We start from the raw sequence: 19,647 nt of genomic DNA, 5'->3' as shown, positions 1-19,647 counted from the left end.
AAAGACGGGAGAAATACGTGCCTCGTAAGTTAATAAGGTGCAGTCGTTATGTGTTTGTATTGTCAGCATTTTTAATATTAGGCTGCTCAGAAGCGGATGACACCGATTCCAAAAATAGCGCTCACGGGGTGGAAGCTAAGGAAAGCAGCGACTCCGCTCCTGCTCAGGCCGACCTTCCGGATATGACGACCCTCGAAGACGGTAGCCAATATGGCGGAGAGCTGGAGGGCGACGTCAAGTCTGGTTATGGTATCTATATTTGGCCCAATGGCTCCCGCTATGAAGGTCAGTGGAGTAACGATGTCATGTGGGGGCAGGGCACGCTCACGGATTCCCGGGGCAATGTTTATACCGGTGACTGGGAGGATGGCCAGTTTCATGGCAGTGGCGTTTACCGATGGGCTAGCGGCAGCACCTACGAGGGTAATTTTTCCCAGGGCAAAGAACACGGGATAGGAACGTATACCTGGGCCGACGGCCGCGTCTACGTGGGAGAGTTCCGTGACGGCAAAAAAGACGGCAGCGGAACCTATACCTGGCCGGATGGGAGAAAGTACATCGGCCAGTTCCAGGACGGCAAGCAAACCGGTCAGGGCAAACTGATTTCCCCTGACGGCGAAGTATTCGATGGCGAATTCGTTGACGGCAAACGCAAAGGCGCAGGCAGTAAAACTTTGGCTGACGGCTCTGTTTATGAGGGTGAATTTAAGAACGATCTGCCCTGGGGCGAAGGTACTATGCAGATGCCGTCGGGTGAAGTTTATAAGGGCGAATTCCGCAACGGTTTACCCCAAGGCAAAGGCATTAAAGAATGGCCGGGTGGAAATCGATATGAAGGCCAGTTTGACCGGGGGGTAATGGACGGCCAGGGTACACTGACGTTCGCCGATGGTCGTATCTATGACGGCGAGTTCGAACAGGGTAAGCGCACAGGCAAAGGCAAGCTAAGCTGGACCTCCGGTGAAATCTATACGGGTGAGTTCAATGAAGGCGTGCGCGAAGGGCGCGGTGTATTTACCTGGCCAGACGGAAGCAAGTATGTGGGTGGATTCCAGAAAAATGCATTGCATGGTCAAGGTGTGTGTACCATGGATAATGCGGATACACCCTGTCGCTTCGACAATGGTGTGAGAATAGAGTAGGGCTCAGGCCTTACTTTATTCTCGCAGTGCGATTAGCGCTTCCTTGGCGCTCTGAAAACGCATGCCGGGATCCGGATCCAGCATCTTCGCTACGAATGACGAGGTCTTGGCGTCCGTAACGTCAGTGAGGAAATCATCGGCTTTACGCTCATTTGAGGCAGCAAACAACACCTTTTCCCGCTTGCTACCACCTTCATTCCAGCGCCGGTTTCGTAACAGCTCAAACAATAGGATTCCTGCCTGATAGAGATCGCTGCGATGATCCCAACGGTCACCGCGGGCTTGTTCGGGGGAAATAAAGGACGGCTTGGCCAACCACTGATATGACTCCCGGCTGGCTTGCTTCTGGAAATGGGAACATCCGAAATCCACCAGATAAATCTTCTGTTTTGAATCGATCAGGATGTTTTCGGAGCTGATATCACCATGAACCACCGGCTTCAAGCTGGTGTGCAGAAAATGCAGTTGTTCAAGCAGTTGGGAGACCAGGTCTTTGGCGATCTCTTTCACCAGTGCGGGTGGAAATCGTTGCTGTTCCTGGGAAAGGTTGATTAACTGAAAACCTTCAATAAATTCATAAGCGTAATACGCTTTGCCATCAATCAGGCCTCGTGACCGGTATTTCGGTAATTGAGGATGATGCAGTTCTCTTACAATCTGGCTTTCGGTGGTGAATTGCCGTCTAACTGCTTGATGATTAAGCCATTGCTCCCGAACCAGCTTAACGGCCAGTTTGGGTTTGCCCTGCTCAAGCGGGATGCCTTTCATCACCACACAGATACCGCCCTCTGTAAACGGTTCCATGCGATATCGTCCGATGTTCAGATTCACTTCGAACGGCCGCTCAGTCAGAGCCGGTGGCCTCGGGGCGGCGGCTGGCTGAGGCGTTCGATTGGTTGGGTTGTTGCCGGGAGCGGCTTTGCGTTGCGCCCCTGTCGGTTGACGCTTTGGCTGCTGCTTAGGTTCTGAGTCGTTCGGCTTATCTTGCTGCTTCTTAGAGCGCCATGAAAACAACCAGGTAAGATTCATATAATGGAAAGGCCTTTCGCAGTGTTCAGATAGAATAAAAAGTTGTTTTTCTTAGGTCTCATAATATTGTACACGCAAACACTGAGTACGCAACGCGGCTGCGGTTGCATTAAGGTAACCCGCTTGGAGCTGGAATCTGACGCAAAGAGTTCAACGAACAGGGTGAACTGTGTCATGCTTTTGTCACTTTGGGGGCTTCTATAGAACGTTCGTCGGAAAAACGTTATTGTTTTGTAAAGCGAGTATTGACTATGAATCGCCCTATAAAGCAGTATAGTCGCAATCAGTTCGTGTCTACATTTGCGAACTTTGCATGAGCTGACGTCCGAACAACCGTATTATGAAAGGGCAATAAACGAGAGAACCAAGCGTTATTCGAAAGATACATCAAGCGGAACTTTGTTTAATGTGCTTTTGTAATCTGGGTAATTCGGATGCGTGAAGTGGTCCAACCTAAAGAACACTACAAAACAAATATAAAGGGGCTAATCCTGTGGAAACTAAAAACACTCGCAAATTCTCATCAAAGAAAATTACCGGCCAGGGCATGTCTGAGTACCTGGTGATTGTAGGTCTGCTGGCGGTTGCCGGTATTGCAACTATGGGCTTTATGGGCGGTTCTATCCGTAATGTCATGACTGCCTTCGCTACTGAAATGTCTGGTGAAGACGGCGGAACTGCGCGTACTGACGCTGTCAGTGATGCAGGCGCAGCTGGCGATAACGCAAGATCAAGCTTAAACAACTACACTGGCAGCAGCGCTAAAATAGAAGCTGGTGGTTGATAATTAAATCATTTAAAGCTCTACACTTGCTTTACGGCGGTGATGTAATAGATTGATTTAAACAGAAAGGGGCTTAGTTGCCCCTTTCAAGCACAACCAAAACACAATAATAATAGGTTTGTGGTGTGTATCGACAACAGCATTCATTACGCTCTAATACTCAGAAGGGGCAGGCTTTAGTACTTGCCGTTGGCTTATTCGCCATAGCGGGTATCATGTTCTTTCTGATGTTCAACTCCGGACGTGCGGTTAACGAGAAAATAAACCTCGTGAATGCTGCAGATTCGGCTGCCTATTCCGGCGCACAAATCGCCGCCCGCAATCTCAATTTTATGGCTTATACCAACCGCGCTATGATTGCGAATGAAGTCGCCATTGGTCACCTGTTCAGCTACGAAGTTGAACTGCAGGTTTTGGGGCAGGTGTTTGATAAAGGCTTTAACAGTGGTGGTCAGCTGGGTGGGCTGGTCAGTGCTATCTACCAACAATTATTTCCACTCTTTAGTCAGGATGCCGGAGCTGCGAATTTGGAACTCTTTATGGAGGGTGCCGAATGGCTTGCCGGCATGATGATTGTGCTCTATGACATCAATAACGATAGATATTCTGGTTTTCAGGATCAGGCTTTTGCTAGCTTGGTCAGGCCAAATAGTGCTGGCAACACTATTATTAACGACACCATGGCGGCAATTGCCCGTACTTACGAAGCTCAACCCAATTCCCTAATTAAAGTAAATGACGAAACAACGTTTAATGCGTTTCAGGGCGACGATGTGCCTGTTTCGACGAGTCAGGCGATCGAAGAGGCGGTATCCATAAACGAGAATATCTGCAGTATGATTTTGTTCGCCAACCCTTCGGGAGCACCCTTGGGAGATGGACGGATCGTTGATGGAAGTCGGGGAGATTTATGTGCCGGGCTTAGTGGAGGTAATGCTAATCCCGACACAGTGGACGACAACGGATTGATGATTGCCGCGATTCAGGCAACCTATCAGGACCCGAATAATTACACCGGAGGTATCTGGATAAACGATCGCAATGTTCTCGATTATAATGTTGAAGCCGATGGTCAGATTTGGGGGACGGGCACCAGGGTGGGGCAGACGACCATGGAGTTCCGGAACAACCAGATGAACTGGTTTGCGCAAGACGATTCCCTCACTTTGAATCTGGACACTCAGCATACGTTCAATCACTCAAGTGACGCTACCTCGACTATTCAGAGCTTTTCTAATTCAATGAACTGGTTGAACGTGATGCTGCTGAATCTGCTGGGTCTATGCAACAACTCACAAGTCAGTTGCAGCGAATTGAGAAACGCGCAGTACGATAGTATTCAACGATTTGCTGCATTGAACGCTGAGAGAGAGTCCGCGTTTGTCACTGCATTTCTCGAGCAAAGCAATTGCTCGGATGGTATTGGTACAGATGAAAATGGTCAGCCGCTGGAAGGCTGGAGGAATAACATGACTTCCCTGGATGAAAAGAGACAGTTTTGTGGTCCAGAGCAAAATGTGTATGCCATTGCAAGGGCTGAGGTTTTCTATGAGCGCCCCGATTGTTATGGAAATTCTCAGGCATGCACCACGGAAAGTCTTGGCTTTCAACCACCGGGAGTCAATCAACGCGAAGCGCCGAATCTTTTCAACCCATTCTGGCAGGTGCGGTTAGTTCAGGACCCACCTCCTGTTGCGGGGGGTTAACATGCCTATTCGTTATCAGAAAGGTCAGGCGATTTCAGAGTTTATTGTCGCAATGGTATGGATGGTGCCATTTTTTCTCGCGTTTATAGCAATTGCCCAAATGTTGAATGCACAATCTACTACCCATGAAGCCGCTCGTTATGTTGCCTGGGAGCGCCTCGCTCTGGATGACAATGCTTACCGCCAGAGATTGGCCGGTGGCGTCAACGGGTTCGATGCGCAGGTCACAAACCGGTTTTTCATCAACGGCGGAACGGGTTTTGGAACAGGCGATAGTGGAGTATCAAGAGACTGGGACGATTGGAAGTCTAAACAAGACGTTGTGGATACGGTTCAGGGTGTGCAGCTAACACTGGCTGATGACAGGGATGACGTTGGAGAAAATCAGCAGAGACTTTCCGGTTTGCTCCGGAATCGAAGCGGAGATTTAACGCGGATGAGTGACCGGGGAGACGTCGAGTTGGATACCTCTTCGACAGCAGTACTTTCAATACCCGTTAATGTTGATGGTAATTCCGCTTTTTCGGGTGGGAATGTAGCCGGCGATCTGAAATTGTCAGCATCTTATGCCTTGATAGCAGATAGCTGGGCTGCCGGAAGTGAAGACAATTTTAGCGAAAGGGTTGAAGGATTTCGTCCGGGGGGGCTGTCGAATGCAAGAACCTGGTTGCAAAATCAAGGTGGTGCCCGCCGGCTAAGAAATGTATTTAAAGAAATTGATCTGAAGCTATATTCTGACCCGGACAGTCCAGCTAACTCCTTTAGCACGATCTCCCCGGAGCAATCCACAGCCTTACCACCTTCGCTACTGGAAGAATACGTTGAATAAACTATTCTGATCCCACCGTTTTTATAACTTTTGTTGGCAGTATGAAAAGTGTTGCGCTGTAAATATTTATTTTTATTTGTTTTTTTATTGTCTTCATTCGCGAATGCTAAATCCAGGGATCCTCTGGAAGTAGATTTGCCGGGTCTGGAAGTCATTCCCGGCGCCCAGTGGTATTGGGTCGGTCAGCATATGGCGTTAAACAATATTCCGATGTCGATAAGGATGTTTTCATATCCAGGTGAAAAAGAAAAAGTCGAGAAATTCTACCTTTCCCGCTGGCAAACAAAAGGCCACGGTAAATTAAGCAAAAGAAATGTAGGTGATTTAAAAATATTAACCTACGAACTGGATGGTTTTTTATATTCGGTTCAGTTTGCGCAGAAGGGGTCGGTGGTTGAAGGGAAATTGGCAGTTTCACCGACGCCGTTGCACTATACGTCCAATGTTAAGAGTATATTGCCGCTAGCCCCCAGCTCAAAAGTGGCCAGCAAAGTTGAATCCCTGGAGAACGGCCGGCGGACCGAAACGTTAACCATCGACTCCAAACTTCCGTGGAGACAACTGGAAACCTATTATGTAAATCAATTCACTAACGACGATTGGGTGATGTCTTCCCGCTCCGAAAACAGAGTAGGTTCCGTGACAAGTTTCCAAAGAGGGGGAGAGCTGTTACAGTTAACCATCAAGGGGTTACAAGGTCGTAATAGTAGTTTTAGCCAAGCCCTTCTACACTGGTTAAAATAGTCTTATAAGAACAATAAATGCCATGAAATCAAATAAAAATAATGGTGGGGTACTCATGGAGTATCTGGTAGTTACCGTAGCGCTTATTGCCGCAATGTGGTGGGCAATAGTCGGTGATACAGGTTACTGGGGTACGAACGATCCAGAGGACCTTAAAGGTAGCATAATGATGGACCCCGCTGACGATCCAGGCTCCCGACCTTCTTTGATTAACGCACTCAATGATAAACAATACGACTTTGCGCGCGAAGTTTATCAGCCATAACAGGTAATTCCGGATGAAGTCCAATAATAAAACCAGCATTCTGTTGTTATTGTGCGCCCTGTTAGCGGGTGGCGCTGGTTGGTATCTTTCAACAAACCATATTGACCAGGAAATCAAATCCTATAAATCCAGCTTTGAAGCCGAACGGGAATCCATCGAGGTAGTCGTGGCTAGTAGAGACCTGAAAGTAGGGGATACGGTATCTGCGCAAACGGCCTCCATACGGAAAATTCCTAAAATATACGTTCCGGCCGACGCCGCAACCCCAGCCCAATTTTCTCAAATTGAAGGCATGCCCATTATTCACCCTGTTAAAAGTGGCGAGCCGATTTTATCTGTCCATGTCAGCACGAGCAAAGTTGAAGGGCTATCCAGTTTGCTGAAAGAAGGTGAACGGGCGATAACAATTCCGGTCAGTAGCCAGGATACCTTTTCAGGCTTTTTGGCTCCTGGAGACACCATTGATCTTATGATAACGCTTAAAGATGGAGAGGACAGTCGCACCGTGCCTCTGGCTCAAAATCTCAGAGTGTTGGCAACCGGCTCTGATCTGGATGATGGTGTTCCTGAAGTGAGTAAGCGACGTTACAGCGAAATCACCCTGGGGGTCTCTCCGCTTTATGCCACGCGGCTAATCCACGCACAATCCGTTGGCGATATTACGTTACTGATGAGGCGGGCAGAGGACGGCAGTGATCGCTTTGAAGATTATGTCACACTCGATAATCTTATTGATATCCCGCAACATCCAAAACCTGTAAAGCCTACTCCGCCACCTCAGCAAGACGGTTATGGCTTCGAGCTTATCCGTGGCGGTAAGCGCTCATAATAATAAATAAGATCAAGGGTAAAGAAGTATGAATTTTTCTGGTTTTGGAAAGCAGTTTTCCTTTGTTATTTTGGTGCAGTTTTTATTTCTTTTTACGATTGCGCATGCGGATGATAATTACGTAAATACCGTTAATATCATTCAAGGCCAAACCCGGCTTATGCCTTATCCCGGCGTTACCAGGGTATCTATCGGGCATCCTGATATAGCCAATGCTCAACCCACCGGTCCAGATGAAATTCTGCTAACCGGCTTAAAGGCGGGTGTTACAGATCTAAGGATCTGGAAATCCAACGGTCAACAGCGTCGCTATCTTCTTAAAGTTATTGATAACTCATGGGTGCAAATTCTGGAAGTGGCCAACATTGTTTTGGCTGACGTAGAAGGCGTTAATGCCAGGGAAGAAAACGGCATCATTTTTATAGAGGGCCGCATACTACGTGAGCAAGACATTGTCATCATCGCTGACATGAAGAAAAAGCTATCCAAAGAAATAACCGCCGGTACGGTTGTATTTAATGTCATTACACCAAAGGTTAGCTTACAGGCAATGATCCTGTTGGACGTACAAGTGGTAGAGGTGCGAAGGGATGATTTGATGGATGTCGGTGTTGAGTGGGCCGCCACAGCCCCAGGACCTTTCTACGAGTTACTGGGTGAAGCTCACGGTGTGCTCGACTTCGACAAGTATGCGTCTTTTTTCGGGTTTGGTTATGAAGAAGGTACCAGTGAGCCACTGACCGAGATCGGCTCGACTATTAATTTGTTGCAAACCAAAGGTATTGCCAGGGTGTTGGCACAGCCAAAATTGGTTACCAAAAGCGGATCAAAAGCAGAGTTCCTGGCCGGTGGTGAAGTACCGATCCCGATTCGTGGGGCTGACGGTGAGCTCACTGTTGAATTCAAGCAAGTGGGTGTCATCCTGGATTTTGAGCCCATTGCAGATCCGGACGGCTTTATCTCTACTAAGATCAATGTTGAGGTAAGCGCGGTAGATGATAGTGTTGAAGTATTGGGTATCCCCGGATTTATCTCACGTAAGACCAGCATGGAAATGAATACCCAGACCGGCCAGACCATGGTTATTTCGGGGATGTTGCAAGCGGAAGATAGCAAATCGGTTTCAAAAGTGCCCGGGCTAGGCTCGATTCCGATTATTGGTGAATTGTTTAAGTCCCGCGATTTCCAGCAGAAATCCACTGAACTCGTGATATTCGTTACACCGTACTTTATTGATCCTGATAGCAAGCGCAATAAAGATATGCTGGACTATTCGAAAAAACTGAGTCAGGACGCGGAACAAGATATGAAATTCAGTATCTTTGATTAAGTAAAACAGGAATTCTTCCTATGTTGGTGCTAGAGGTATTCGACCAAAATAATAACAAGATGCTCTATGAGTATAGTGTTGGAGAATATGTTTTGGGTAAAGGGGATCACTGTGATGTCATTCTGGGCGATCACCATGTTTCCCGTAACCATGCGGCGATCTTAGTCACAAAGGATTCAGCTACGCTGAGGGATCTTGATAGTACTAACGGCACTTGGCTGAATCGGCAGCGAATCTTTGAAGACAGGCCACTTAAGTCCGGTGATGAACTTGTGTTTGGTGATCTGGGGGTAAGAATATTAAAGGTACCAAGCAGGGCTAGTGTATTCGAAGATGGTGAAGATCGGCGTGCCAGTAAGAGTACGATAGAGCAGGAAAGCGAAGAGTTTATTGCTCTGAAGCGGCGGGTGCACTCACTCATTCTTGAATATCTGGATCTACGTAAGCGTGCAAACCTGCAGCAAATGGACTCAGAAGAGTTGCGTGAAGAGGCCATTAAGGCGACTCGTCAAATTATCAGAGACCATGTCAAAAGAATACCCGACGGTATCTCCAGAGATGAGTTGCAGCGGCAGGTAGTCGCCGAGGCAGTTGGCTTGGGCGCACTGGAACCATTGGTAGAGGACGATAGCGTTACCGAGATCATGGTGAACGGTCCGGACCACATTTATGTGGAAAAGGAAGGCCGGCTGGTTTTATCCGAGAGTCGTTTTACCAGTACTCAGTCATTGCTTGCTGTAATTGACCGCATCGTTGCTCCTCTTGGTCGACGTATTGACGAAAGCTCCCCAATGGTGGATGCGCGCTTACCTGATGGCTCCAGGGTAAATGCCGTGATACCTCCGCTAGCCTTAAACGGGCCTACCATTACTATTCGGAAGTTTGCCAAGAAAAACCTTTTTATGTCGGATTTGATCCGTTTTGGCTCTATCGAAGAAAGCATGGGTTTGTTTTTGAAATCTGCAGTGGAGCTAAAGCAGAACGTAGTGATTTCCGGGGGAACCGGGTCCGGTAAAACCACACTATTAAACATTCTCTCGAACTTTATTAGCCCTGATGACCGAATAATTACGATTGAGGACGCGGCGGAGCTAAAACTCAATCAGCCACATGTGATTTCTCTGGAAAGCCGGCCTGCTAACGCTGAAGGTAAAGGCTTAGTCGCTATACGTGATTTGGTGATAAATGCGTTACGTATGCGCCCTGACCGAATCGTGGTCGGGGAGTGTCGCGGCGGTGAGGCACTGGACATGCTGCAAGCGATGAATACCGGCCACGACGGCTCATTGACTACAGGTCATGCTAATTCCCCGTCAGATTTTCTCAGTCGCCTGGAAGTTATGGTTATGATGGCAGGGGTGGATTTACCATCGAGGGCGATACGAGAACAAATAGCCTCAGCAGTAGATATCTTAGTCCAACAAAGCCGGATGGCTGACGGGACTCGTAAAATCACCCACATTATGGAAGTCACTGGGTTCGAAGACGATAAAGTACAATTGGAAACTGTTTTTGAATATGTGCGCAAAGGGTATGACAGTAAAGGTAAAATAAGGGGCTATTATCGGCCAACCGGATATGTACCCAAATTTTATCGTGATTCTGCTGAGCAAGGTGTGAATGTTGATCTGGGTCTTTTCACTGCGCAGGGCAATGATGTTGAATCTGGGATTGGTATAGTGTAATGGACGCGCTGTGGTCCCAGCTTTCATTAACCACAAACAAACTGCTCGCCTGGATGCAAAATGGCGGTGAGCTGTCCATTTTTGTATTGATTAGCGTAGCGTTCTTTTGTTTAACCTGGGTATTGGTTAATTTCTCACAGCAGATATTCAAGCTTTACCAAAAAAAATTCTATCTACAGGTTGATAAAGGGTTAAGAGATGTGTTGGTTCTGTTGGAACCCTCGCAAATATTCACCTTCACTTTGGTGTCTACACTTATTGTAGTGCCTTTGGTATTTATATTTTCTAATGTTGTTTTTTCGGTCATTGCTGCCATAGTTATTTTTGTGACGCCTTCGATGGTTCTTAAAATAATGAAGAAACGACGCTCTGATGATTTTATTGAGCAATTGCCGGATGCGCTGTCGTCGATTTCATCTTCGCTACGGTCCGGCTTAAACCTGGTTAAATCGTTTCAGCAAGTAGTAAAAAATCAACCTCAGCCCCTGGCGCAAGAATTTGCACAGGTGCTGGTAGAGTATCGGGTTGGTACAGACCTGAATGATTCGCTTGATGAACTCGCAAAGCGAATCGACAGGCAGGACATAATGCTGATGAATTCAGCAATCAAAATTTCAAGGTCCGTCGGTGGCAATCTGGCTGAAACGCTGGATACTTTGTCAAAAACGTTGCGGGAAAAAGCTAAAGTAGAAGGAAAAATCAATGCGCTGACCTCTATGGGGCAGGCGCAAGGTACTTTGGCTACATTCTTCCCTGTTTTCATAGGCTACGTATTTTATAAAATTGAACCTGAAGCGATGTCTAAATTGTTTACCAGTTACCTCGGTTATATCTGGTTAGCAATCATGTGTACCATGGCGGTTATGGCCTATTTTATGATACGTAAGATCGTTACGGTAGATATCTGATGAAGTCATTGATACTGGAATACTCATCGATTCTTCTAACGTCTCTTGCTCTCGCCGTCGGCGCTTTCGCATTGATACGTCTTTTCTTGATGACCCGCCCTAAAGAAGACGAGGATTGGCGCGATCCTCCACCGTTAATATATAAGATATTCAAACCGGTTGTACGTTTATTTTCTGGAGATATACGTAGCATCATTCCTGAGAAAACGTATGAGAAGATCCAGGTAAAATTGAGTACCGGTGGCATGAATTACGCCATTATGACCGAAGAGTTTTTTACCCTGAAACTGATTTGTTTGGTTGTCGGTATTTTTATTTCTTATGTTCTATTTTCTTCCAGCGCCGACTCATCTTTAGAAGTAAAAATGGTGATAATCGGGATAGGCCCACTTGGTTATTTCTATCCTGACATTTGGCTCAACGACAAAATTAAAGGACGTCGCAGGCGGGTTGCGAAGGAGTTTCCATTCCTTCTTGATTTGCTGGTTCTTTCCATGCGCGCAGGTTTGAACTATTCAACGTCTTTGGGGCAAGCCATATCAAACTTGCCGGAAGGGCCGGTGAAAGAAGAGTTTGGTAAGTTGCTGCGTGAAATCAGAGCAGGAAAGATTCGCCGTGATGCACTAACAGATTTAGCGAAACGGATGAATATCAAATCTATTTTTAATTTCGTGGCGGCCCTGAACCAAGCAGAAGAAACCGGTGGTGAAATCGTTGATGTTCTTACAATGCAGGCAGAGCAAAGACGGGTAGAGCGGTTCAATGAGGCGGAAGCAGCGGCGAACAAGGCGCCAGTAAAAATGTTATTACCCCTGGTCATGTTTCTTTTCCCGATTATATTCATGTTAATTGCGTTTGTTTTGGTGGTGAAAATGGCTGAGACCGGATTTCTGCCTGATATCATGATGAAGCTTCTGATGTCATGAAGCGTACATGAACCAGCGCGTCTATCATGTTAAGAAGCTTGTTTTGTGGCGAGACGGATTAATGCTTCAAACCGGGTTAGGTAAAGTAAAAGTAGCCGACCGTTTTCTATCCCGCTTAGTGGGTCTGCTTAATCGTTCAAGTCTTGACTTGGACGAAGCGCTCTTGATCACTCCATGCGCCGGTATACATACAGTGGGGATGCGTTTCCCGATTGATTTGGTGTTTATTGATAAGGAAAACAAGGTTTTAGGTGTCAGGGAATCCGTTCCGCCGAATCGATTCAGGCGCGCTCCGAAGGGAACCTATGCCGTGTTAGAGCTTTCAGACGGTAACGTAAGCCAAACAGGAATACACTTGGATGACCGGCTAATATTTGATTAAATGCAACTAGTCTAAAAACAATAAAAAGCGCTCGAGCCCGTAGCGTTGTTGCCCGTGGGTAAATGCAAGGGAAAAACGAATGAAACAAAATTTAGACGGTTTCGTAGTTGAGTCCACACCAGTTCTGGACATCAAGAAACAAGGTCTTGGTACATCGACAGCAGCTTCTTCCAAACCACCCGAAAACTGGGATTCTGATCGCACTGAGGTCTACGCAGATGTAGATGCGTCAGAAGCTATCGCGTCCCTGGTCGCCGATAACGGTGAGTCTTATCCTATTACCACATTCCCGTTTGTGATGGGGCGGGGGAATGAGTGCGATTTGGTGCTTAACGGAAAAGGGGTTTCCCGCCGTCACGCTGAAATAGTATTTCAATCCGGTCGATTCGTTGTGAATGATCTTGAGAGCCTGAACGGCATCAAGGTGAATGGTTATAAAATCGCGCGGGTCATCCTGGAAGAAAATGACATTATCAAACTTGGTGAAGTCGCTCTGACTTTTTATTCCGGTAGTAGTCAGAATGAATCATCCAGCGAGCAACCGGTGGCCAAAAAGAGCGGTTCAGGTCTTTTTGCCAAGCGTGATGAACCGAAAGCTGACACAGATGATACCTTTGGCCCAAGCCCTCTTAAAAAGATGCTTACGACTACGCTGATGTTGATGGCGGTAGCAATGCTGTTGGCTGCGGGTTACCTCTATTTTAATAAGACTAACCGCTCTGGCCTGATGGTCGCAGGTAGTAGCTCTGCAGGTGCTCCGGCATCAGCAAATACAAGCTCCGGCACAAATGCTCCGGCTATGCAGGGCAAGATTAATCATTCGCCGGAGCAAAGCTCTTCTAGTGACTCTTCGGCCCCACCTTCTGCCAATTCGATTGCACCCCCGCCGAGCATTTCAATGTCTGCCAAAAAGCCTGTCGAAGCTAAGAGAGCCGAGGCTGAGCCCAATGTGACGGATATTTCCGATCTTGCTTCAAAACAAAGCGTTAGCAAGCCTGCTCCGGAGGTTGTGAAGAAACCAGTGAGTAAACCGGCCCCGAAACCGGTTGCGAACCTGAATCGCGAAGCATCCTCGGCAGTGTCGACAGCGGAGCGATTATATCTTCAGGGCAACGCCAACGCAGCGCTTGAGCAGCTTCGGCCTTACCTCAACAACAGTGCTGTGACTGGTACAGCACGCAGTAGTGTCGTCACAGCGAACCAGGATATAGGCTCTCTTTCAGATCAATTTAATCAGGCGCAGTCGGCATTCGCACAGGGTGATAAAGATCTGGCTTTTAGTCTCTGGACTGATTTTATGTCCAGGGAAGATAATTTGCTCTCTGGTAGAAAAAGCTCTTATACCCGTTCGATTACAACAAAAGTCATGGATGAGTATGTTGCCAGAGGTAATGAAGCCTCCGGTAAGAATGACTATCACACTGCTTATGAAAATTGGCAGAAAGCTTTGGATATCGGTAATAGCGTAGCAGCAAAAATTGCAATCGAAAACCAAAATAATCGTGCACGGCAGCTATACCGTCAGGCGCTTCGCCTGGAATATGTCAACGCTGGCAAAGCCAAGGATATGTGGCGTGAAGTAACCCAGATCCTCCCGCCTGGAACGGAATATCACACAAAAGCCAGTGCTAAGTTAGCTTGGTATGACAAATGGGGCACTTGAAAATGCTCAGGGTTGTATTAATTGTGATGATGGTCGTGTCATCTGGTTGCGCTTTCAATGACCCCAATCTTGATGATTATTACAAGCAGCAGGCAGCGGCTCAATCTGATAAGCAGCAGCTTAACCTAAAGTTACGGCAACATTTTGAGGCGAGTGAAAACTATTATAAAGCCGGTGATTTTGTGAAGGCAGAGGCAGAATGTCTGGCGATGCTTGAACTTAAGCCTGAAGAAGAAGTGGTGCTATACCGGATGGGTACCATCAAGTTTAGGCTCGGTCAGTTCGATGAGGCCGCCGCCTATTTTGAACGCACCATTCTACGCAATCCGAAGAATGGGAAGGCACAATATAATTTGGCTTCTATTCGGCTAATGCAGGCAGATAATCATTTTAAATATTATGCGGCGATGGCAGGAAAAGATGCGGATTTGTCCAAAGTGTCAAAGCTGATGGCCGCTATTGATAAGTTTAACCGGAAGCAAGATTTAACATCCCAATCCGAGTCTTTAGATAAATTGGCGGGAGCCTTAAAGAAATAGCGCATGCAAGCGGTGACTCTTAGTCAAAAAGGACTTAAATCTGAAAAAAACGAAGATGCTTGTTTGGTTCTGAATAACAAGTGTCTGTTTGTGGTTGCAGACGGTGTTGGTGGTGGCCCTCGCGGTGACTTTGCGTCCAGGACTTTGGTTGATGAAATCTATCGCCTATGCGGTTTGGCAGACAGGAACAACAGTATTGAAAAAGTACTGATACAAGCCATTCAGAATGCAAACAAACTAATATTTGATGCTGCACAGGCGGCGGACTTGAATGGTATGGCTACAACTCTGGTCTGCGCTGTTATAAAGGATAAGCGGATTGTGGTTATGCATGTAGGTGATAGCCGGGCCTATCGGTTGCGATGCGGTGAGATTATGGCATTGACAAAAGATCATACTAAGTCGGTTCAGCGCCCGGATAATCAGTTTAAGTCTGTGATAACCAATGCAGTCGGAATAAGGAGTAGCATTAAGATTGAATTAAACCGCTTCGACTGGGATGCAAAAGACCAGTTATTGCTTCTTTCCGATGGTATAACCGACGTATTGGACGATTCTGTAATATTGTCAATTTTAAACAATGCTGCGGCATCTATGGCGGATCGTATTAAAAGACTGGTGCTTGAGAGTGAGAGGCAGGGTGGGCGTGACGATAAGACGGTTGTTCTTGTTTATGAAAGATAATAATAATTAGCCAGTGGTGCATCGTTAATGAGCATGATCAACAACAAATTCTTAGATATGCGGCAGCGCGGCGTTTCTATGATAGAAACTATGCTTGTTTTGCCGGTAATGGTGTTGCTGGGTTTTGGAATTGTGCATGGCGGCCTGGTGTTCCAGGCTCAATCTAATCTTGAGTATGCTGCATTGATGGCGGCCAGGGTAGGGGCATCCAGTAATATCAATTTGGCAGCAATGCAGCAGGAAGTGATTTATAGGATGGGGGCCTCCCGTGCTGCGAGCGACATAGCGCCTCCCGTTGTTCAGATTCAAATATTGAATCCAACGCTTCTCATGTTCCAGCAGTGTGGAAAAATCCCTTCATATTCGAATATTTGTAGTACATCTCCAGTTGAAAATTGCGAGATTCCGAATTTTGGTCTGCAATTTGCCGATCCAGCAGGTTCAAGGTGTGCAAATATCGGGGATGCAAACTTACTGCGTATAAAAGTAAGGTATCTCTTCGACAGTAGAGTACCCTTTATGGAGTTCATAACTTTCCCGACTTCAAATGAAGATTTTGATGGCCCAGGGCAAGGGTTAGCAGGTCGTGATGGTCGGTGGGTTACTGCTGTATCAACGGTACGAATGCAATCCCCGGCCCGGATCACTGCTGAAAATCAGGCTTCATTCCAGGGGTTCCCAGAGGAATGATGCTCGCTAGACTAACCGCTTGAGCAAGCTGGAAGTATCCCAGCGTCCACCACCCATGCTTTGAATATCGGAATAGAATTGATCCACCATTTTAGCAATGGGCAGTTCAGAGCCATTTGATTTAGCTTCTTCAAGGCAAATGGCTAGATCTTTGCGCATCCAGTCCACGGCAAAACCGTAATCGTAAAAATCGTCGTGCATGTTTTTATGGCGGTTGTCCATTTGCCAGGATTGAGCCGCACCTTTACCGATCACATCAAAAACTTTTTCGACATCCAGTCCTGCTTTAATGGCAAACTGTACCCCTTCAGCCAAACTCTGAATCAGGCCTGCAATACAAATCTGATTTACCATCTTGGTCATTTGTCCGCTACCAACGCTGCCCATCAAGGAGACCTGTTTAGCGTAGCGTTGAATCACCGATTGCACCCGCTCGAACACCGCTTCTTCAGCGCCGCACATGACTGTTAACTGCCCGTTTTCGGCGCCAGCCTGACCACCGGATACCGGCGCATCAATGAAGCCGGCCTCTACATTGGCCAGAGCGGCGGCAATTTCTTTTGCCACATTGGCAGAAGCTGTGGTGTGGTCTATCAAAACGGAGCCTTTTTTCATGCCATGAATAATGCCATGCTCTCCGAGAACGACCTGGCGCAGATCATCGTCGTTGCCGACGCAGGTGAAAACCAAGTCAGCGTCGATCGCAGCTTGTTTTGGAGTGTCAGCCTTCTCTCCGGGGTAGCTTTGCAGCCATTGTTCTGCTTTAGATTGAGTACGGTTGAATACGCAAACCTGAAAATTTGCACTTGCTAAATGTCCAGCTACCGGAAATCCAATAACGCCCAACCCGATGAATGCAATTTTCATAATCTTCCCTCTATCTGAAATCAGGATAAAAAAAAGGCTGCCTAGGCAGCCTTTTTAATCGTTCTTTTACCGTTTGTCGAGAGGGGTAAAGTCACGTTGCGGTGAGCCAGTGTAAAGCTGCCGTGGACGACCAATGCGATATGATCCGCTGATCATCTCGTGCCAATGCGCAACCCAGCCGACAGTTCTCGCCAAAGCGAAGATGACGGTGAACATGCTGGTGGGAATGCCGATGGCTTTCAGAATGATGCCGGAGTAAAAATCCACGTTCGGATACAGGTTCTTCTCAATAAAGTACGGATCGGAGCGGGCGATATCTTCCAGCTTCATTGCCAGTTCAAGCAGCGGATCCTTAATGCCCAGCTCTTTCAGGACTTCGTGACAAGTCTCTCTCATCACCTTGGCGCGCGGATCGTAGTTCTTATATACCCGGTGACCAAAGCCCATCAGGCGGAAGGGATCATTCTTGTCTTTTGCTCTTGCCACATACTCATCAACTCTGGAAACATCGCCGATTTCGTCCAGCATTTCCAGTACCGCTTCGTTAGCTCCACCGTGGGCTGGTCCCCACAATGCAGCAATGCCGGCAGCGATACAGGCAAAAGGATTGGCGCCGGAGGAGCCTGCCAGACGTACTGTGGAAGTGGATGCATTTTGTTCGTGGTCGGCATGAAGAATAAAGATTTTATCCATCGCTTTCGCCAAAATCGGATTAACCTGATATTCCTCGCAAGGGTTGCCGAACATCATTTGCAGAAAGTTTTCTGAATAGCTCAGATCGTTTCGCGGGTACATGAAGGGCTGTCCGAGAGAGTATTTATAACACATGGCAGCCAGAGTCGGCATTTTCGCGATCAGCCTGAATGCTGCGATTTCCCTGTGTCTCTCGTCAGAGATTTCCAGTGAGTCATGGTAGAACGCAGACAGTGCTCCAACAACACCACACATGATTGCCATGGGGTGCGCATCGCGGCGGAAGCCTTGATAAAAGTTACGAAGCTGCTCGTGAACCATGGTGTGGTTCCGGATTGTACTTTCAAACTTTTCTTTTTCTGCTGCGTTGGGGAGTTCCCCGTACAGCAAGAGATAGCAAACTTCCAGATAATCAGAATCATCTGCTAGCTGGTCAATAGGGTAACCCCTGTGTAGGAGAACCCCTTTACCGCCATCGATATAAGTTATTTTGGACTCACAGGCAGCGGTGGACACGAAGCCTGGGTCGTACGTGAAAACTCCCTGGCCAGTCAGTTTGCCGACATCAACTACGTCCGGCCCAATGGTGCCGGAGTAAATGGGAAGTTCGAGTGTGTTTTCACCTAAGATTAACTGAGCGCTTTTCTCAGTCATAATACTCTCCTGTACTCGGTAGGTAGGATTTACAGGCAGGATCTGTGCCTACTTTCGGGAGTTCACCTGTTTAGTTCCTTCCCGCGCCTACGTGCTCGTTAAAGTGGAGCCCTGGGTTAAGTCCAACGTCGTTCAAATTAGGACAGCGGCTGGCTTTTTATCGAATGATCGTGAATGCATTGTACTACTTTACGCTCAAGTACCTGAAGTCTCGAGCCAAAGTCGCGCCAAAACTAATCACTCAACGAAAGTTTGTCAATTTATTTCAGACGTAAGCATTCGTTCGCCCTTCAAATTGGTCTTTGATTGTATGCTTAGCCCACAATAGTGCAACTCATTTACTAATTGCTCCATCGTGGTAATAAATGCTTGTAAAACAAGGTTTGCGGCGGCCAAGAGTCATTTGTATTTGAATTGCGATAAGACTATACTTCGGCCCCGAATGAGAGAGAGGGTACGAAATTCGGGTTCAAATGCAACTTCCTGATTTTCTTCACCTAACCATTCTTGGATCTTCCTTCAACGCTCCTTAGGGGCCTCAGTCTCAGTGGTTAGAGCCGTGAAAAGTCAAAGACCTGTTAATCTGGATATAATGACGTTTAAGTTTACTCCGCAGATGGTGGCGTCGATCACACATCGCATTTCAGGAGTAATCATATTCGCTGGTATGGCATTCGTAATTTGGGGGTTAGGTTTATCTCTGCAAAGTGAAGAGTCGTTTAGCCAGTTAAAACAATGTTTGGACAGTGTGATAGCGAAATTTATCATCTGGGCCATTCTGGCAGGTTTCATATATCACTTCGTGGCTGGGGTGCGCCACTTGTTGATGGACGCCGGTTACTTCGAAGAGTTGGAAAGTTCTCAAGCACTCTCTTATGCGGTTATGGTTGTTTCAGCGGTGCTGATCATTGTTGCGGGGATTTGGGTATGGTAACCAGTGTTACGAGTCTAGGCAAAAACGGCCTTTATGACTGGGTGATTCAGCGGGCGACAGCCGTTGTACTCGGAGTGTATTTTGTCTGCTTGATGGGGTTTCTGGTTCTCAATCCCGATCTGACATTTCAGCAGTGGCAGGGTTATATGACCTCCACCTTTATGCGCATTTTCACATTGATTGCGCTGTTTTCTATGGCAGCCCACGCCTGGGTCGGCCTTTGGACCATAACTACTGATTATCTGACCACCCGCCAACTTGGGGCAATGGGTACTGCTCTGCGGGTTGCGGTGCAGGGCATATGTGCACTGGTCACGATAGTGTATGTAGTGTGGGGCATTCAGATTTTGTGGGGAATTTAAGC

21 protein-coding genes are annotated in these 19,647 nt (G+C 47.2%); 18 read left to right on the top strand and 3 right to left on the bottom strand.

From position 1 onward, the window contains the following. Positions 1-50: 50 nt before the first annotated feature. On the top strand, positions 51-1,142 hold the full coding sequence (locus FT643_RS10350) for an MORN repeat-containing protein (protein WP_156871318.1): 1,092 nt from the start codon (positions 51-53) through the stop codon (positions 1,140-1,142). Between the two features lie 15 nt (positions 1,143-1,157). Here the strand turns inward: FT643_RS10350 and FT643_RS10345 are convergent, their stop codons facing one another. Further along, positions 1,158-2,171: a serine/threonine protein kinase gene (locus FT643_RS10345; protein WP_156871317.1), complete on the bottom strand. Its 1,014-nt coding sequence runs from the start codon at positions 2,169-2,171 to the stop codon at positions 1,158-1,160. A 493-nt stretch (positions 2,172-2,664) separates the two neighbouring features. Here FT643_RS10345 and FT643_RS10340 point away from each other — a divergent pair, with 493 nt between their 5' ends. The 15 genes from FT643_RS10340 to FT643_RS10270 all read left to right on the top strand — a co-directional run bounded on the left by FT643_RS10340 (position 2,665) and on the right by FT643_RS10270 (position 16,135). Next, positions 2,665-2,955: a hypothetical protein gene (locus tag FT643_RS10340; RefSeq protein WP_156871316.1), complete on the top strand. Its 291-nt coding sequence runs from the start codon at positions 2,665-2,667 to the stop codon at positions 2,953-2,955. Between the two features lie 125 nt (positions 2,956-3,080). Then, complete coding sequence (locus FT643_RS10335; RefSeq protein WP_156871315.1) at positions 3,081-4,661, top strand: Tad domain-containing protein; 1,581 nt, start codon at positions 3,081-3,083, stop codon at positions 4,659-4,661. A gap of 1 nt (position 4,662) precedes the next feature. Then, positions 4,663-5,490, top strand: coding sequence for a TadE family protein (locus FT643_RS10330; protein WP_156871314.1), 828 nt, complete (start codon positions 4,663-4,665; stop codon positions 5,488-5,490). Between the two features lie 48 nt (positions 5,491-5,538). Further along, complete coding sequence (locus FT643_RS10325; RefSeq protein ID WP_156871313.1) at positions 5,539-6,234, top strand: hypothetical protein; 696 nt, start codon at positions 5,539-5,541, stop codon at positions 6,232-6,234. 22 nt (positions 6,235-6,256) lie between these two features. Beyond that, positions 6,257-6,499, top strand: a complete 243-nt coding sequence (locus FT643_RS10320; protein WP_198043469.1) for a hypothetical protein — start codon at positions 6,257-6,259, stop codon at positions 6,497-6,499. Positions 6,500-6,512: 13 nt separating this feature from the next. After that, complete coding sequence (gene cpaB, locus FT643_RS10315; RefSeq protein ID WP_156871311.1) at positions 6,513-7,328, top strand: Flp pilus assembly protein CpaB; 816 nt, start codon at positions 6,513-6,515, stop codon at positions 7,326-7,328. A gap of 28 nt (positions 7,329-7,356) precedes the next feature. Then, a complete protein-coding gene (locus tag FT643_RS10310) occupies positions 7,357-8,658 on the top strand; it encodes a type II and III secretion system protein family protein (RefSeq protein ID WP_156871310.1) in 1,302 nt (433 codons plus the stop codon). 20 nt (positions 8,659-8,678) lie between these two features. Beyond that, positions 8,679-10,343 carry an ATPase, T2SS/T4P/T4SS family gene (locus FT643_RS10305; RefSeq protein WP_156871309.1) on the top strand — a complete coding sequence of 555 codons (1,665 nt, stop codon included), beginning with the start codon at positions 8,679-8,681 and terminating at the stop codon, positions 10,341-10,343. Positions 10,344-10,396: 53 nt separating this feature from the next. Next, positions 10,397-11,251, top strand: coding sequence for a type II secretion system F family protein (locus tag FT643_RS10300; RefSeq protein ID WP_198043468.1), 855 nt, complete (start codon positions 10,397-10,399; stop codon positions 11,249-11,251). Next, complete coding sequence (locus FT643_RS10295) at positions 11,251-12,177, top strand: type II secretion system F family protein (RefSeq protein WP_156871307.1); 927 nt, start codon at positions 11,251-11,253, stop codon at positions 12,175-12,177. Before FT643_RS10300 ends, FT643_RS10295 begins: the two co-directional genes overlap by 1 nt. 7 nt (positions 12,178-12,184) lie before the next feature. After that, complete coding sequence (locus tag FT643_RS10290) at positions 12,185-12,559, top strand: DUF192 domain-containing protein (RefSeq protein WP_198043467.1); 375 nt, start codon at positions 12,185-12,187, stop codon at positions 12,557-12,559. A 79-nt stretch (positions 12,560-12,638) separates the two neighbouring features. Then, the gene (locus tag FT643_RS10285) at positions 12,639-14,222 is read left to right on the top strand and encodes an FHA domain-containing protein (RefSeq protein WP_156871306.1); all 1,584 of its coding nucleotides are present in this window, start codon (positions 12,639-12,641) and stop codon (positions 14,220-14,222) included. Beyond that, the gene (locus FT643_RS10280; RefSeq protein WP_156871305.1) at positions 14,210-14,761 is read left to right on the top strand and encodes a tetratricopeptide repeat protein; all 552 of its coding nucleotides are present in this window, start codon (positions 14,210-14,212) and stop codon (positions 14,759-14,761) included. The genes FT643_RS10285 and FT643_RS10280 overlap by 13 nt, the downstream gene beginning before the upstream one ends. 3 nt (positions 14,762-14,764) lie before the next feature. After that, positions 14,765-15,445, top strand: a complete 681-nt coding sequence (locus FT643_RS10275; RefSeq protein ID WP_156871304.1) for a protein phosphatase 2C domain-containing protein — start codon at positions 14,765-14,767, stop codon at positions 15,443-15,445. A 27-nt stretch (positions 15,446-15,472) separates the two neighbouring features. Further along, entirely contained in the window at positions 15,473-16,135 is a 663-nt protein-coding gene (locus FT643_RS10270) for a TadE/TadG family type IV pilus assembly protein (RefSeq protein WP_156871303.1), read from the top strand. A gap of 6 nt (positions 16,136-16,141) precedes the next feature. Here the strand turns inward: FT643_RS10270 and FT643_RS10265 are convergent, their stop codons facing one another. Both FT643_RS10265 and gltA read right to left on the bottom strand, forming a co-directional pair. Further along, entirely contained in the window at positions 16,142-17,005 is an 864-nt protein-coding gene (locus FT643_RS10265; protein WP_317622004.1) for an NAD(P)-dependent oxidoreductase, read from the bottom strand. A gap of 63 nt (positions 17,006-17,068) precedes the next feature. Further along, positions 17,069-18,349 carry a citrate synthase gene (gene gltA / locus FT643_RS10260; RefSeq protein ID WP_156871301.1) on the bottom strand — a complete coding sequence of 427 codons (1,281 nt, stop codon included), beginning with the start codon at positions 18,347-18,349 and terminating at the stop codon, positions 17,069-17,071. A gap of 559 nt (positions 18,350-18,908) precedes the next feature. Here gltA and sdhC point away from each other — a divergent pair. Both sdhC and sdhD read left to right on the top strand, forming a co-directional pair. Beyond that, on the top strand, positions 18,909-19,283 hold the full coding sequence (sdhC, locus tag FT643_RS10255) for a succinate dehydrogenase, cytochrome b556 subunit (protein WP_317621997.1): 375 nt from the start codon (positions 18,909-18,911) through the stop codon (positions 19,281-19,283). Further along, positions 19,277-19,645 (top strand): succinate dehydrogenase, hydrophobic membrane anchor protein, encoded by a 369-nt coding sequence (gene sdhD, locus FT643_RS10250; protein ID WP_156871300.1) that lies wholly within the window; start codon positions 19,277-19,279, stop codon positions 19,643-19,645. Before sdhC ends, sdhD begins: the two co-directional genes overlap by 7 nt. The last annotated feature ends 2 nt before the right edge of the window (positions 19,646-19,647 follow it).

This window comes from Ketobacter sp. MCCC 1A13808 (genome assembly GCF_009746715.1).
Classification (GTDB): Bacteria; Pseudomonadota; Gammaproteobacteria; order Pseudomonadales; family Ketobacteraceae; genus Ketobacter.
Note: the sequence above shows the minus strand (reverse complement) of the source record. Positions and strands in the feature narration are given on the sequence as shown.

Coding starts and splice junctions, on each gene's coding strand:
- FT643_RS10310 (WP_156871310.1), top strand. CDS start 7,357: ATGAATTTTTCTGGTTTTGGAAAGCAGTTTTCCTTTGTTATTTTGGTG.
- FT643_RS10290 (WP_198043467.1), top strand. CDS start 12,185: ATGAACCAGCGCGTCTATCATGTTAAGAAGCTTGTTTTGTGGCGAGAC.
- FT643_RS10275 (WP_156871304.1), top strand. CDS start 14,765: ATGCAAGCGGTGACTCTTAGTCAAAAAGGACTTAAATCTGAAAAAAAC.
- FT643_RS10270 (WP_156871303.1), top strand. CDS start 15,473: ATGAGCATGATCAACAACAAATTCTTAGATATGCGGCAGCGCGGCGTT.
- FT643_RS10300 (WP_198043468.1), top strand. CDS start 10,397: ATGCAAAATGGCGGTGAGCTGTCCATTTTTGTATTGATTAGCGTAGCG.
- FT643_RS10330 (WP_156871314.1), top strand. CDS start 4,663: ATGCCTATTCGTTATCAGAAAGGTCAGGCGATTTCAGAGTTTATTGTC.
- FT643_RS10320 (WP_198043469.1), top strand. CDS start 6,257: ATGAAATCAAATAAAAATAATGGTGGGGTACTCATGGAGTATCTGGTA.
- FT643_RS10280 (WP_156871305.1), top strand. CDS start 14,210: ATGGGGCACTTGAAAATGCTCAGGGTTGTATTAATTGTGATGATGGTC.
- FT643_RS10345 (WP_156871317.1), bottom strand. CDS start 2,171: ATGAATCTTACCTGGTTGTTTTCATGGCGCTCTAAGAAGCAGCAAGAT.
- FT643_RS10285 (WP_156871306.1), top strand. CDS start 12,639: ATGAAACAAAATTTAGACGGTTTCGTAGTTGAGTCCACACCAGTTCTG.
- gltA (WP_156871301.1), bottom strand. CDS start 18,349: ATGACTGAGAAAAGCGCTCAGTTAATCTTAGGTGAAAACACACTCGAA.
- FT643_RS10305 (WP_156871309.1), top strand. CDS start 8,679: ATGTTGGTGCTAGAGGTATTCGACCAAAATAATAACAAGATGCTCTAT.
- FT643_RS10295 (WP_156871307.1), top strand. CDS start 11,251: ATGAAGTCATTGATACTGGAATACTCATCGATTCTTCTAACGTCTCTT.
- sdhD (WP_156871300.1), top strand. CDS start 19,277: ATGGTAACCAGTGTTACGAGTCTAGGCAAAAACGGCCTTTATGACTGG.
- cpaB (WP_156871311.1), top strand. CDS start 6,513: ATGAAGTCCAATAATAAAACCAGCATTCTGTTGTTATTGTGCGCCCTG.